The 13,984-nt window shown below is 59.0% G+C and carries 13 protein-coding genes; 4 read left to right on the forward strand and 9 right to left on the reverse strand.

Annotation, left to right across the window (positions count from 1 at the left end; genetic code table 11):
• Nucleotides 1-162: 162 nt before the first annotated feature.
• Together JUI81_RS30045 and JUI81_RS30050 are read left to right on the forward strand one after the other, a co-directional pair.
• On the forward strand, nt 163-852 hold the full coding sequence (locus tag JUI81_RS30045; RefSeq protein ID WP_204125571.1) for an energy-coupling factor ABC transporter permease: 690 nt from the start codon (nt 163-165) through the stop codon (nt 850-852).
• Between the two features lie 63 nt (nt 853-915).
• Nucleotides 916-1,131: a hypothetical protein gene (locus JUI81_RS30050; RefSeq protein ID WP_007938959.1), complete on the forward strand. Its 216-nt coding sequence runs from the start codon at nt 916-918 to the stop codon at nt 1,129-1,131.
• 9 nt (nt 1,132-1,140) lie between these two features.
• Here JUI81_RS30050 and yacG read toward each other — a convergent pair whose 3' ends face one another.
• The 5 genes from yacG to pilB are packed head-to-tail and all read right to left on the reverse strand — an operon-like array spanning nt 1,141 to nt 5,752.
• Nucleotides 1,141-1,341: a DNA gyrase inhibitor YacG gene (gene yacG / locus JUI81_RS30055; protein ID WP_007938961.1), complete on the reverse strand. Its 201-nt coding sequence runs from the start codon at nt 1,339-1,341 to the stop codon at nt 1,141-1,143.
• Nucleotides 1,338-1,961: a dephospho-CoA kinase gene (coaE, locus tag JUI81_RS30060; RefSeq protein ID WP_026286732.1), complete on the reverse strand. Its 624-nt coding sequence runs from the start codon at nt 1,959-1,961 to the stop codon at nt 1,338-1,340. The genes yacG and coaE overlap by 4 nt, the downstream gene beginning before the upstream one ends.
• On the reverse strand, nt 1,958-2,830 hold the full coding sequence (locus JUI81_RS30065; RefSeq protein WP_204125572.1) for an A24 family peptidase: 873 nt from the start codon (nt 2,828-2,830) through the stop codon (nt 1,958-1,960). The genes coaE and JUI81_RS30065 overlap by 4 nt, the downstream gene beginning before the upstream one ends.
• Before the next feature lies 1 nt (nt 2,831).
• Nucleotides 2,832-4,049: a type II secretion system F family protein gene (locus JUI81_RS30070; protein ID WP_007938983.1), complete on the reverse strand. Its 1,218-nt coding sequence runs from the start codon at nt 4,047-4,049 to the stop codon at nt 2,832-2,834.
• Nucleotides 4,050-4,051: 2 nt separating this feature from the next.
• Nucleotides 4,052-5,752: a type IV-A pilus assembly ATPase PilB gene (gene pilB, locus JUI81_RS30075; protein ID WP_019582871.1), complete on the reverse strand. Its 1,701-nt coding sequence runs from the start codon at nt 5,750-5,752 to the stop codon at nt 4,052-4,054.
• Between the two features lie 226 nt (nt 5,753-5,978).
• Here pilB and JUI81_RS30080 point away from each other — a divergent pair, with 226 nt between their 5' ends.
• A complete protein-coding gene (locus JUI81_RS30080) occupies nt 5,979-6,398 on the forward strand; it encodes a pilin (RefSeq protein ID WP_019582870.1) in 420 nt (139 codons plus the stop codon).
• A gap of 323 nt (nt 6,399-6,721) precedes the next feature.
• Complete coding sequence (locus tag JUI81_RS30085) at nt 6,722-7,078, forward strand: BON domain-containing protein (RefSeq protein ID WP_028940360.1); 357 nt, start codon at nt 6,722-6,724, stop codon at nt 7,076-7,078.
• Nucleotides 7,079-7,251: 173 nt separating this feature from the next.
• Here JUI81_RS30085 and JUI81_RS30090 read toward each other — a convergent pair whose 3' ends face one another.
• From JUI81_RS30090 to acs, 4 genes are all read right to left on the reverse strand, one after another.
• Nucleotides 7,252-7,548 carry a DUF2845 domain-containing protein gene (locus JUI81_RS30090; RefSeq protein ID WP_019582868.1) on the reverse strand — a complete coding sequence of 99 codons (297 nt, stop codon included), beginning with the start codon at nt 7,546-7,548 and terminating at the stop codon, nt 7,252-7,254.
• A complete protein-coding gene (locus JUI81_RS30095; protein WP_204125573.1) occupies nt 7,548-10,535 on the reverse strand; it encodes a DUF748 domain-containing protein in 2,988 nt (995 codons plus the stop codon). Before JUI81_RS30095 ends, JUI81_RS30090 begins: the two co-directional genes overlap by 1 nt.
• 61 nt (nt 10,536-10,596) lie before the next feature.
• Entirely contained in the window at nt 10,597-11,613 is a 1,017-nt protein-coding gene (locus JUI81_RS30100; protein WP_019582866.1) for a class I SAM-dependent rRNA methyltransferase, read from the reverse strand.
• A gap of 238 nt (nt 11,614-11,851) precedes the next feature.
• Nucleotides 11,852-13,789: an acetate--CoA ligase gene (gene acs, locus JUI81_RS30105; protein ID WP_204125574.1), complete on the reverse strand. Its 1,938-nt coding sequence runs from the start codon at nt 13,787-13,789 to the stop codon at nt 11,852-11,854.
• Between the last annotated feature and the right edge of the window lie 195 nt (nt 13,790-13,984).

The following is a 13,984-nucleotide window of genomic DNA, read 5'->3' on the forward strand; positions in this document are numbered from 1 at the left end:
AACCATAAGTCGCCGTTACCGTAGTCATGGATATGTACGCAACCAAAGAGTCGCAACGGATATACCCCCCAATCGTAAAAACGCCCCTCCAGAGCAAAATCAAAGGGCGGTGTAGACTGATGACCTGTTCTCTTCTGGCAAGACAAAGGAGTGTGCCCAGCCATGATCGGTGCCGAGTTACTGTCATCCGAAACCCTGACGGTGGGTTGGCTGATCTATATACCGGCGCTGATCTGGGCAATTGCACGAGCGCCATGGGTCGAACTGTTCAGCGACAGCCGCCGCCAGCATCTGCTGTTCGGTACGGTGTTCGCGCTGTTTATGCTGTGGCTGGTGCGACGGGACTTCGATACCGGCGTGTCCTATCACTTCATCGGCATGACCGCTGTGACCTTACTGCTGGATTGGCCGTTGGCGATTGTCGGCGGGTTGGTCGCGCAGGTGGGCTTGGTGTTGCTAGGGCGTCAGGACCTGGCCGCTGTCGGCGTAAACGGAGCGCTGCTGATTCTGCTACCGATGCTGGTCACCGAGTGCTGCGCCATCCTGGTGGAGCGCGCGCAGCCGCGTAATCCCTTTGTGTATATCTTCTGCTCCGGTTTTTTTGCCGCTGCGCTGTCGGCCTTGTTGTGCCTGATCCTGACGCTCACGCTGCTGTGGTACGACGAGCGATTCGTCATGCCGTACTGGCTGGAAGACTTTGTCGGTTACCTGTGGTTGCTGATTTTTCCAGAAGCGTTCATCAACGGCATGGTGGTCAGCGCGTTGGTGGTGTTCTGCCCCGAATGGCTGGAGACGTTCAATCGCACGCGCTATCTATCGGCGCCCTGGAAAGATGACGATCCCAAATCTTGATCCACATCAAATCCAAAAAACGTTGACGAATCCATGCTTCGGAAAACTTTCAGGAGCATCGAAATGAGTGTCTACGAGTGGGCCAGGCAGGAGTTGCGTCAGAGTCTGGATGTGGCGCAAGAGGTGGGCTTCGATCCGGGATTGAGCTTGCGCGCCTTGCTCAGTGCAGTGGTGCAGCAGAGCAAGGCAGTGCGCAATATTGAAGACCTGGCCGATGAGTTGCGGTTTCTCGCCGAGAACCTCGACGAGGGCCAGGACTATGGCTTTATGCGGCCCTGATGGCCGGGATCAGTGACGCGGGTCGAAGTCGCCGCTGAACAACTCATCCTCGGCATCGGGGGGCACCGGAATCTTGTGCTCTTCTGATGCCCAGGCGCCCAGGTCGATCAGTTTGCAACGGTCCGAACAGAATGGCCGGAATTTGTTCTCGGGGCTCCATTCGACAGGGGCGCCACAGGTTGGGCAATCGACGGTCGGGGTTTGGCTCATGACTGGCCTCCACGCAAAGTAAGGTAAAAGTGATGCAGGCGTTCGACCTCGCTGTGCAGCCAGGCGAGGTCGCGGTCGTTGACCACCACATCGTCGGCATGGCTCAAGCGGTCCTGTCGGCTGGACTGAGCCTTGAGGATCGCCTGGACTTGCTGTTCGCTGGTCTGGTCACGCTGCAGGGTGCGTTCGATCTGTAACTGTTCCGGGGCATCGATCACCAGGACCCGTTGGGTCATGGCGTACTGCCCGGACTCGATCAGCAGCGGCGAAACCAGAATCGCATAAGGCGATTGTGCCTTGGCCAGATGATGGGCGATTTCCTCGGCGATCAACGGATGCAGTAGCGCTTCAAGCCAGCGGCGTTCTTCCGGCACCTCGAAGATCAGCTTGCGCAGGGCCGCACGATCCAGCTGGCCATCGGCTTGCAACACGCCGGGGCCAAAGTGCTCGGCGATTTTTGCCAGTGCCGGGCGACCGGGTTCGACCACCCAGCGAGCCGCATGATCGGCGTCCACCACGTGCACGCCGAGGTCGATGAAGTGCTGCGCGGCCGCGCTTTTGCCGCTGCCGATGCCGCCGGTCAGGCCGAGAATCCAGGGTTTTTCCACAGGGGTATTCATTTCAAACCGACAAACTGCCAATAGAAGCCGGTTATTTGACCACCCCAGAGCAAGGCAATCCAGCCGGCAATGGCCAGATAGGGTCCAAAGGGTAGCGGCGTCGAGGTTTTCGCATCCCGCAGGCGCAGCAAAATCACCCCGAGAATGGCCCCTACCAGCGATGACAGCAGAATGGTCATGGGCAGGATCTGCCAGCCGCCCCAGGCGCCGAGCATCGCCAGGAGCTTGAAGTCACCGTAACCGATGCCGTCCTTGCCGGTGACCAGCTTGAACAGCCAGAACACCGTCCACAGCGCCATGTAGCCGGCCACCGCGCCCCAGAACGCGTCATGCAGTGATACGAAGAGCCCGAAGCTGTTGAGGACCAGTCCCAACCACATCAATGGCATCACCAGTACGTCCGGCAACAGTTGATGTTCGGCATCGATCAGGCTCATCGCCAGCAGGCCCCAACTCAGGACCAGCACCATGCAGGCCTGCCAGCCGAAACCGAAATGCCAGGCGACGAACGCCGACAGCAGGCCGCAGGTCAGTTCGGTCAGCGGGTAACGTTTACTGATCGGCGCTGCACAGCTCGAGCATCGCCCACGTAAAAACAGATAACTGAGTATTGGAATGTTTTCCCACACTCGAATCCGATGGCCGCAGTGAGGACACTCGGAGTGGGGCAATATCAGGTTGTAGGTCGGGCCGGGGGCTTCGGCTGGCAAGTCCAGTACGTCATGGGCCTGCAGGCGCCATTCACGCTCGAGCATTTTCGGCAGGCGCCAGACCACCACGTTGAGAAAACTGCCGATCAGCAGGCCGATCAGCCCTGCGGTAATCACAAAGGCCAGCGGGTTGAGGCTCAGAAATTCGTTCAAGGACATATCAGACCGCTGAGCCGAGTTGGAAGATAGGCAGGTACATTGCAACTACCAGCCCGCCGACGATAACCCCCAGCACCACCATGATGAAGGGTTCCATCAGGCTGGTCAGGTTATCGACCATGTTGTCCACCTCGGCCTCGTAGAAACTCGCGACCTTGTCGAGCATGTCGTCCAGCGCGCCGGACTCTTCGCCAATGGCCGTCATCTGGATCGCCATGGTCGGAAAGATACCGGAGGTACGCATGGAAAAATTCAGCTGCATGCCGGTCGAAACGTCCTGCTTGATGCGCAACACCGCTCGCTTGAACACGATATTGCCGGTCGCGCCCGCTACTGACTCCAGGGCTTCGACCAGTGGTACGCCGGCGGCAAACGTCGTCGACAGGGTGCGGGCGTATCGGGCCACGGCGGACTTGTACATGAGCGCGCCAACCAATGGCAGTTTCAGCAGCCAGGTGTCCGTCCGGTCGCGAAAGCCCGGGGAATTCTTCAAGGCATGGCGCAGGCCGAAGATCCCCCCAGCCAGCACGCCGAGTATCATCCACCACCAGTCCTGCATGAACTCCGACAAGCCGATGACCATCACAGTGAACGCCGGCAGTTCGGCGCCGAACCCCGAGAATACCGACTGGAACTGCGGCACAACCTTGACCAGCAGAATGCCGGTCACAATGATTGCGACAAACACCACGGCCAGCGGGTAGGTCATGGCTTTCTTGATCTTGGCCTTGAGGCTTTCGCTCTTTTCCTTGTAGGTCGCCACCCGTTCCAGCAGGGTATCCAGGGCACCGGCCTGCTCGCCGGCGTCCACCAGGTTGCAGTACAGCTCGTCGAAATACTGGGGCTTTTTGCGCAGGGCCGCAGCGAAGCTGTTACCGGCCGCGACTTCTTGTTTCACCTCGTCCACCAGCTTGCGCATGTTCGGGTTATCGAAGCCTTCGCCGATGATCTCGAACGATTGCAGGAGCGGTACGCCGGCTTTCATCATGGTCGCCATCTGCCGGGTAAACAGGGCAATGTCCAAGGGTTTGATGCGCTTACCGGCACTGAAAATGGACGCGGACTTTTTCCGCACCTTGCCCGGGTTGATGCCCTGCTTGCGCAACTGGGCCTTGATCAGCGCGGGATTTTGACCGGTCAACTCGCCGGTCATTTTCGCACCTTTGCGATCCGTGCCTTCCCAGGCATACACGCTGATTTTCGCTGCTTTGACCGCCATATTCAGTCCTTCGTGACCCGATTGATTTCTTCAAGGCTGGTGATGCCTTGCATGGCCTTGAGTAAGCCCGACGTGCGCAGGTCGTTGAAGCCGTCCTTGCGCATCTGGAGGTCGATCTCCAGTGAATTGCCTTCGGCCATGATCAGCCGTTGCAGGTCAGGGGTGTTCTTTACCACTTCATAAATCCCCACTCGCCCTTTGTAGCCGGCGTTGCATTGATTACAGCCGACCGGTTCATAGATCGTGAACGAGCCGATGCGTTCCTCGGGGAAGCCTTCCTTGAGCAGCGTCTCGCGGGGAATCTCGATGGGTTTCTTGCAATGGCTGCACAACTTGCGCGCCAGGCGCTGGGCAATGATCAGGCTGACCGAGGTCGCAATGTTGAAGCCCTGAATCCCCATGTTGTGCAGGCGGGTCAGGGTTTGCGCGGCGCTGTTGGTGTGCAGGGTGGAAAGCACCATGTGCCCGGTCTGGGCGGCCTTGATGGCAATTTCGGCAGTTTCGAGGTCGCGGATTTCGCCGACCATGATCACGTCCGGGTCCTGGCGCAGAAACGAGCGCAACGCCTGGGCGAAATCCATTCCTTGCCTGGGATTGACGTTGACCTGGTTGACGCCTTCCATGTTGATTTCCACCGGGTCTTCGGCAGTGGAGATGTTGATGTCGACGGTGTTGAGGATGTTCAGCCCGGTATAGAGCGACACGGTCTTGCCTGAACCGGTGGGCCCGGTCACCAGGATCATCCCCTGTGGTTGCTTGAGGGCGGCCATGTACAGGTCTTTCTGCTCGGGCTCGTAGCCGAGGGCATCGATGCCCATTTGCGCACTGGACGGATCGAGGATCCGGATCACCACTTTTTCGCCCCACAGGGTCGGCAGGGTGTTGACCCGGAAGTCGATGGACTTGCTCTTGGACAGGCGCATCTTGATCCGCCCGTCCTGGGGTTTGCGCCGCTCGGAGATGTCGAGACTGGCCATGACTTTGAGCCGGGAAGCAATGCGGTTGGCCAGTTGCGTTGGTGGCTTGGCGACTTCATGCAGGATGCCATCGGTGCGCATCCGCACGCGGTAGGATTTCTCGTAGGGTTCGAAATGCAGGTCGGAAGAACCGCTCTTGATCGCATCGAGCAACATCTTGTGGACGAAGCGCACCACGGGCGCATCATCGGTGTCCTGCCCGGCGATGGCGTCCTGTTTCTGGTCGTCGACCGACTCGATGTCCAGACCGTCGAGGTCGACATCGGCCATCTCTTCCAGGCCGGTGGCGTGGCTGTCGAAGAATTTTTCGATGGCGTCGCTGAGCTTGTCTTCTTCGACCAGGATGGCTTCGGTGTTCAGCCCGGTACTGAACTGGATGTCGTTGATGACCTGTTGATTGCTCGGATCGGAAACCCCCACGAACAGTTTGTTGCCGCGTCGCCAGAGGGGTAGGGCGTGGTGCTGGCGGATCAGTTTTTCGCTGACCAGCCCCTTGGGCTGGGTGTCTTTTTCCAGGCAGTTGAGGTCCAGCAGGGCCATGCCGAAATGCTCCGAAGCCACCTCGGCGACCTGCCAGCTTTTCAGCAGTTTGTTTTGCACCAGATAACTGACCAGTGAGACTCGATCGCGTTGGGCTTGCTGATAAGCCTGTTGCGCACTTTGATCAGTGATCAGCTCGGCCAGCACCAATTGCTTGGCCAGACCGCTAAGGGCAATGTCATTCATTGGGATTCCGGACGCAGGCGGTTAATGACTTATAGCCTAGTCAAGCAGTGGAACCAAACCAGCCGAGGTGAGGTGACAAAAAGTGTCAGAAACTGCGGATCCTGGGAGCAGGAAAGGTCTTTTTCGTGATCCCGAGCCCAGTCTGCAGGGGCGCATACGACTTGGCATGACCTGTGCTGTACCCTGTACAGATCATGAGATTTCGACTCATGCATGGAGCCTGTCTATGAAAAATCAAAATGGTTTTACCCTGATCGAGCTGCTGATCGTGGTGGCGATCATCGGGATTCTGGCGACGTTTGCGTTGCCGCAGTATTCGAAGTACCAATCACGGGCGAAGGTCACCGCTGCGGTTGCAGAAATCTCGGCACTGAAGGTGCCTTTCGAAGACATTATTAATCAAGGCACCGATATTGCCGCCCCCGCCGGGATCGGCGCGACGACCCCCACGGGTAATTGCACGATTACAGCGACGGGTACCGCCTCTACCGGTGTGGGCAGTATTGGTTGCACGATTCTCAACGCACCGGGGCCGGTGCTCGGCAAAACCGTTACGCTTTCGCGTACCCTCGCCGGTGGCTGGACTTGCGCCACCACGGTTGCGCCGGAGTACAGTCCAAAAGGCTGCACCGCCAGCGGTACCTGATTCACTTTGCCAGGCATACCCAGTGCCCCGTTCTCACGACACGGGGCATTTTTTTGCTCGTCATTTGGGGGGGCGATCCGATAATCCAGAAAACCCCCGACAATTCATGCCCTTAGACCTGCGTTAAAACCCGCAACTTGCATGTAGATAATGTCGCACTCATGCATTTTGCATGATTTCGAAAATTGTCATTGTTATTAAGTTATTGATTTGTATGTATTTATTTTTCATCGAGCAGTTGGCATAGCGTTCGCACTGTCTCTGGTAACCCTGCTGACAAGACGACACGCAGCAGATTTTTCAGAAGAACAGGAGTTACTCGTATGAAGAAGTTCGCTATTGCTGCCGCTACTGCCACCGCGCTGACTCTGACCATGGCCAACGCTGCATTTGCACAGACCGCGCAAACCACCCAGGCTCCCATGACGCTGGCCGCCGGTGAAGTGACCAAAGCCAAGGAAGCTACTTCCGATACCTGGATCACGACCAAAGTCAAAGCAGACCTGGTGACCGAAAAAGGCATTCCAGGCACTGATATCAAAGTCGAAACCAACAAAGGCGTAGTGTCACTGTCGTCCACAGTTGCGCTGACTGAAGCTCAGAAAACCACCGCCGTGGCCATCGCCAAGAAAATCAAAGGCGTCAAAGCGGTGTCCGCTGACGGCCTGAAAACCGAGTAAGGCAAGGCTTCTCGCCTGGACCGGGAGAAGATGCGGCAGGCGGGCCAAGTCATACGTCTGTCGCTTTTTGAGAGTTCATGCGAAAGGCCATATGGACGTGGCCGTTACAGGCCCCGACATTCGTGTCGGGGCCTGTTCTATTGGGAGCAACGCAAAAAACTGTGGGCGCGAGTTCAGTTACCGCGTTTGCTGGTGATTTGAACCAATCGGTTTCCTTCAAAGCGCAGGTACTGGTACATCCCGCTGTTGGGCCCGTAGGTCCATTCTTCGACCTGAAACTCTTCCCGTCGATTGGCGCTGCGCTTGTAGCCAAGCAGGTCGCGGGCGACGGGCTCTCCGCATTTTTGCAGCACTTCGCTGGACCTGTCCCCGACGCTGATCAATTGACTGCCGCAGCGCAGGGTATCGGCCGCCGCGGCTTGGCCGGCAGCCAATACCAGGGCCAGGCTCATAAGCCATTGCGCGCCCATCACTCGGCATCCAGATGCAAGGCCGTCACCACGCGGCCATCGCTTTCGGCCTCACCGAGGTTGGCGTCGATGAAGTACACGCGGTCATCGGCCAACTGCCCTTTGTCCACCAGGTAGTCCTTGATGCTGCTGGCCCGTTCTTGCCCCAGTTGGCGCAACAGCACCTCGCTGGAACTCCAGAAGTCGATCACGCTTTCACGCATTTTTTTGCTGCGTTCTTCCTTGCCCAGATCCTTCCATTCCGCGGGCGGCTGGATCTTGAGGCGTGTGCGGTAGATGCCTTCGAGCAGCGGGCCTTTCTCGCTGTCCGGCACTTCCAGCATGGAGGCTTGGGCCGGCACCTTGTCACCGCGGCGCTGGAGCATTTTGTAGTAGTTGTACTGGTATTCCCGTTCCAGGCGTTGCTCGGCGAGTAGCGGGCCGTCGCTGCTCTTGGCGGCAGTGCCTTCGATTTCCAGGCGCAGGGCCGGACGCTCCTTGAGCGCCTGGGACAGTTTGATCAGTGTCGCTTCGGCTTCCTTGCTCAAGTCACTCGAACCGGGGGCAAACGCCACGGTGCCGAGGTCCTCTGAACCACCGCCGCTGACCAGCCCACCAATCATTTTGAACGGCGCCGCGGCCGCCTTCACGATCAGATTGCGCAGGGTCTGCCAGATGATCGGCATGATGCTGAACTGTGGGTTGTTCAGGTCGCCGCTCACCGGCAGTTCGATGGAAATCTTGCCATCGACATCCTTGAGCAAGGCAATCGCCAGTTTCAGCGGCAGGCTTACTGCATCCGGACTGTCGACTTTTTCACCCAGTTGCAGTTGCTCGACCACCACTTTGTTTTCGGCCAGGAGCTGACCGTTGGTGATCTTGTAATGCAGATCCAGATTGAGCCGGCCCTTGCGGATGCGGTAACCGGCGAACTTGCCGGAATAGGGCGTCAGGGTCGTCAGTTCCACCCGTTTGAAACTGGTGGCGATGTCCAGGCTGGCCATCGGGTCGAACGGGTTGACCGAACCCTTGATGGTCACGGGGGCATAGCGGTCGACCTTGCCTTTGACGTCGACGTTGGCCGGTTTTACGTGGCGGCTGTCGATGGTGCCGATGTTGCCGTTCAGTTGTTGGACGGCGGTGGCGAAGTTCGGTGTCAGGCTGAAGTCGGCGAAGTTTGCCGAACCGTCATTGATCCCGATGCTGCCAATGTGGATGCCCAGTGGTTTTTCGCTTCCGGTTGCCGGTTTGGTCGCAGCGGTCTTGGCACCGGAGTCGGCCGGTTGCGGGATCAGCAGGTCATCGATGTTGGTGGTGCGGTCATCGTTGATCATGAAGCGCGCATAGGGCTGGAACAGATTGACCTTGTCAATCGACAGGCTGTCGCCGTGCTGATAGTTCAGGCCTTCGAGCGCCAACTGCTGCCACTTGAGGAAGTCACGGGTTTTCAGAGTGTCGAGGGTATGCAACTGATCGATCTGGGCTTTACCTGTGACGCTGAACGCCAGCGGCTCGGTGCTTTTCAAGTCGACCGCCAGATCACTGCCCAGCATGCCGCTACGCAGTTCGAGGCGAATGAACGGATTGATGTAGGACTGGGCGACGCGCAGGTCGATATCCCTGGTCTGCACGTTCAGTTTGGCGCTGATCGGGGCCAGATTGACCGTGCCGTCCGCCATGATCTTGCCTTGCTTGCCCACGCCCGTGTCGAGCTTGAGGTTGAAAGGGGAGCCATTGAGGCTGTCGAAATTCTGCAGGTCCAGGTTCAGTGGGCCAAGCTCCAGTGCCACGGCGGGTTGTGCCTTGCGGTCGGCCAGGTGCACTTGATAATTACGCAGTTGCACGTCTTTGAGCAGCACCTGCCAGGGCTTGCTCGGTGCAGTCGGCTCGGGCTTCGGTGAATCGGCTGCCGCGGGTGTGCTGGTGGGTTCGGCGTTGGCTTTGGCCGCCTGTTTGGACGGCTGGCTGGCGAACAGTTTTTGCCAATCGAGTTGCCCATCGGCTTCGAGGGCGGCCCAGGTTTCCAGTTTCTGGCTGCGGATCTTGCCGACCACCACTTGTTGCTTGGCCAGGTCCACGGTGGTGTCGCTGATGTCCAGACGTTCGAGCTTCGCCAGCGGTCGGCCGTCCGGCGCCTTGATGGCGAAAGGCGCAACGCTGACGGCGACGTTGTCCAGCAGCAGTTCGGTGCCTTTGTTCAGATTGAGTTTGTAGTCGGTGCTCAGGTTCAGGACGCCGTTTTCCAGGACCAGTGGCACAGCATCGCGCACGTAGGGCCAGAAGGATTTCATCTTGCCGTCGGTGATTTTCAGCTTACCTTCAGAGGCGATCGGGCTCAGGCTGAAATTGCCGGTCCAGTCGATCTGCCCCCCGGCCGGGCCGACCGCGACCAGGGTCATGTCGGCGTTGTCGTCGGGCAGGGTGCTGAGGTTCTTCAGCTCGAAATCCAGTTTGTCGTAGAGAAACTCGATGGGCTCGCTGGGCCGGGCATCTTCGAAATGCACGTAGCCGCCGGCCAGTTTGATCCGCTCCACGCGCAGCGGGAAGGGTTTGGCGTTTGGGTCGACCGGGGTCGGTTCACTGGCGGGGATTTTGAACAGCCCGAGAAGATTGAGCTGGCCGTCCTTGCCGAAGAGTATTTCGGTCTTGGGTTTGTCCAGTTCGATATCGGACAGGTGCAGCGCCTTGGTCCACAGGCTGTCGATCTGCAGGTTGGCGTACAGGCGTTCGAAGCCCACTTGTTCCTTGCCCGGCTCGCCGATGATCAGGCCCCAAAGGGTTACTTCAAGGCTGAACGGGTTGAGTTCGATCCGCGAAATCGTCGCGGGCGTCGTGGCGTAGTTGGCCAATTGCTGGTTGGCAACCCGCAACGCGATGCCCGGCAAAATCAGAAACCCCAGCAGGCTGTAAAGGGCCAGGGCTGTTAACAGGGCGCCGATAGCGCGGATCAATCCTTTGGGCATGTGTGGCTTCATCTGTCGGAATCGGAGTGCCTTGGAGTATGGCATGCGTTTGCGGTTCCGAAGCAATCACGCTTTATAGGATTTGTCTGATAACGGGTGTGGATTTTCAGAGCTGCAGGATCAGCGTTTTCAGCGGCGGTTGTTGATCCATCGACGGAAAGTCGCTGCCCGGTGTCAGCGCTGTCCACTCACGCACCGGGCGTCCGGCCTTCTCTGCGCAGCGCAGCACCTGTTCGCGCCAATCGTCCATGCTGACCTTCGCCAGGTTGTTGCAGCAGATCAGCACGCCATTGTCGGCAGTGGTCAGCAGTGCCGGTTTGAGCAGGCTCTGGTAGTCGCGCAACAGGTCGACCGTGCCGAAAGCACTCTTGGCCCAGGCCGGAGGATCGAGCAGCACCAGATCGTATTGACGCGGTTCCAGACGTTGATAACTCGGCAGCTTCTGGCCGCGACGCTGGCTGATCGGCAGGCCGGCCAATTGACGAATCGCCGGGAAGTAATCGGACTGGATGAACTCCATGGTCGGCAATTGCGGGTTGAGCAGACCGTTTTCGCGGCCGACCGCCAAGTTGCCTTCGGCAAAGTCCAGGTTGCACACCTCGCTGGCACCACCGGCCGCAGCGCAGAGACCGACGCCACAGGTGTAGGCAAACAGGTTCAGCACACTTTTGTTTTTGCTGTGTGCCTTGACCCAGCCGCGGGCGTTGCGCAGGTCGAGAAACAGCAACGGATCCTGGCCGGCATGGCGCCCGCGAACCCGATAATTCAGCCCCCATTCGTGGCCGATCAAGTCTTGCAGGGCGGCCTCGTCGGCGCGGTACACAGTGTCTTCGCGGTCGATGCGCGAGTTGCCGCGGGAGCGGTCGTTGTAGACCAGCAGGCTATCGAGGCCCAGCTGTTGATTGACGATTTCATGCAATTGCAGCAGGGCGTCACGCTCCAGTGACTGATGAAAGCTTTGCACCAGCAGTTGCGGGCCATAGCGGTCGATGGTCAAGCCGCCGGCACCTTCCTGGCTGCCGTGGAACAGGCGATAGCAATCGGTGCCTTGCTGATGCAGCTCGGCGAGCAGGTCCTGGCGACGATCAAGGGCGGCGCACAGCGCCTGATTCAAGGAAGACATGCTGGGCGCCTTGCTGGAGGGAATTGGGGGCGCGGGAGTTTAACAGCTCTGGGCTTTGAGTTTGGGTGGCAAATGCGAGGGATGTGGTGACTGTGCCGCCGTCTTCGCGAGCAAGCCCGCTCCCACAGTGGATTTAGGTGAGGCACAGTTTTCGTGTTCACTGAAGATCACCTGTGGGAGCGGGCTTGCTTGCGCAACCCGCCGAATGGCTCGGCCAAACGGCGGGTGCGCGAGCGCTTTATGAGTTCAGGCGTTTGTCGATCAAGCCCTGCACCACGCTCGGGTCGGCGAGGGTCGAGGTGTCGCCGAGGCTGTCCAGTTCGTTGCAGGCGATCTTGCGCAGGATCCGTCGCATGATCTTGCCCGAACGGGTTTTCGGCAGGGCCGGGGCCCACTGGATCAAGTCCGGTTTGGCGAAGCTGCCGATTTCCTGGCTGACATGGGCCAGCAGTTCTTTCTTCAGATCGTCGTTGGGGTCGATGCCGTTCATGGGGGTGACGAAGGCGTAGATGCCCTGGCCTTTGATGTCATGGGGGTAACCGACCACGGCGGCCTCGGCAATGCTGTCGTGCAGCACCAGCGCGCTCTCCACTTCGGCGGTGCCGATGCGGTGCCCGGAGACGTTGATCACGTCGTCGATGCGCCCGGTGATCCAGTAATCGCCGTCCTCGTCGCGGCGTGCGCCATCGCCGGTGAAGTAGTAGCCGGGGTAGGGTTTGAAGTAGGTTTCGACCATCCGTTTCGGATCGCCGTAGACGCTGCGGATCTGCCCCGGCCAGCTGGACTTGATGGCCAGCACGCCACTGCCGGCGCCTTTGATTTCCTTGCCGTGTTCATCGAGCAATACCGGTTGCACGCCGAACATCGGTTGGGTGGCGCAACCGGGTTTGATCCGTTGGGTACTGACCAGTGGGCTGAGCATGATGCCGCCGGTTTCGGTCTGCCACCAGGTATCGACAATTGGGCAGCGCTGCTCGCCGACCGTATTGAAGTACCACTCCCAGGCTTCCGGGTTTATCGGCTCGCCGACAGTGCCGAGTAATCGCAGGCTCTCGCGGGACGTTTCCTTCAACGGCCCGGGGCCTTCACGCATCAACGCGCGCAAGGCGGTCGGGGCGGTGTAGAAGATGTTCACGTGGTGCTTGTCGATCACCTGCCAGAAGCGCGAGGTGCTGGGGTAGCTCGGTACGCCTTCGAAGATCAGCGTGGTCGCGCCATTGGCCAGCGGCCCATAGACAATGTAGCTGTGGCCGGTGACCCAGCCGACATCGGCGGTGCACCAGAAGACTTCACCGTCGCGATAGTCGAGCACGTACTTGAAGGTCATTGCCGCTTGCAGCAGGTAGCCGCCGGTGGTGTGCAGCACGCCTTTGGGTTTGCCGGTGCTGCCGGAGGTGTAGAGGATGAACAGCGGGTCCTCGGCGTCCATCGGCTCTGGCGGGCAATCGTCACCGACATCGCGCAGGGCCTGGTGATACCAGAGGTCGCGGTCTTCAACCCAATTCACCTGGTTTTGGGTGTGCTCGACCACGATCACGCTGCTGACGTGCGGGCAACTTTGCAGGGCCTTGTCGACGTTCTGTTTGAGCGGCACGAATTTACCGCCGCGCACGCCTTCATCGGCGGTGATTACGGTGCGGCAGTCGGCGTCGAGGATCCGGTCACGCAGTGAGTCCGGGGAGAATCCGCCGAACACTACTGAATGAATCGCGCCGATCCGCGCACAGGCGAGCATGGCGTAGGCGGCTTCGGGGATCATGGGCATGTAGATGCACACGCGGTCGCCTTTCTTCACGCCACGGCTTTTGAGCACGTTGGCCAGTCGACAGACGTTGTGATGGAGTTTTTTGTAGGTGATCTGGATGGATTCGGCGGGGTCATCGCCTTCCCAGATGATCGCGGTTTGATCGCCACGCTTTTCCAGATGACGATCGATGCAGTTGTAACTGACGTTTAACTTTCCGCCGGCAAACCAGCTTGCGTCACCGGTTTTCAGGTCGTACCGCTGAACGGTTTGCCACGGCGTGCTCCAGTCGAGGAACCGTGTGGCCTGTTCGGCCCAGAAGGTGCTGGGATGTTCAATGGATTCACGGTACAGGCGCTTATAGTCGTCCTGACTCAACTGTGCAGCCCGGCGGACGGCATCGGCTTTGGGGAACGTGCTGATATCGAACATGACGGTTCCTTATTCTTGTTTTGCGACAAGAGGGGAGCTGCGCGACCCTCGTAGGAGCTGCCGAAGGCTGCGATCTTTTGATCTTGTTTTTTACAACCAGGATCAAAAGATCGCAGCCTTCGGCCGCTCCTACAGTGATAGCGCACGCCACCGATTTTGCAGTAAACCCGGTGCCGTGGAACTGTCGGTGCTGCA

Origin of the sequence: Pseudomonas sp. 008 (assembly GCF_016861935.1) — a bacterium.
In the GTDB taxonomy this organism is placed as follows: domain Bacteria; phylum Pseudomonadota; class Gammaproteobacteria; order Pseudomonadales; family Pseudomonadaceae; genus Aquipseudomonas.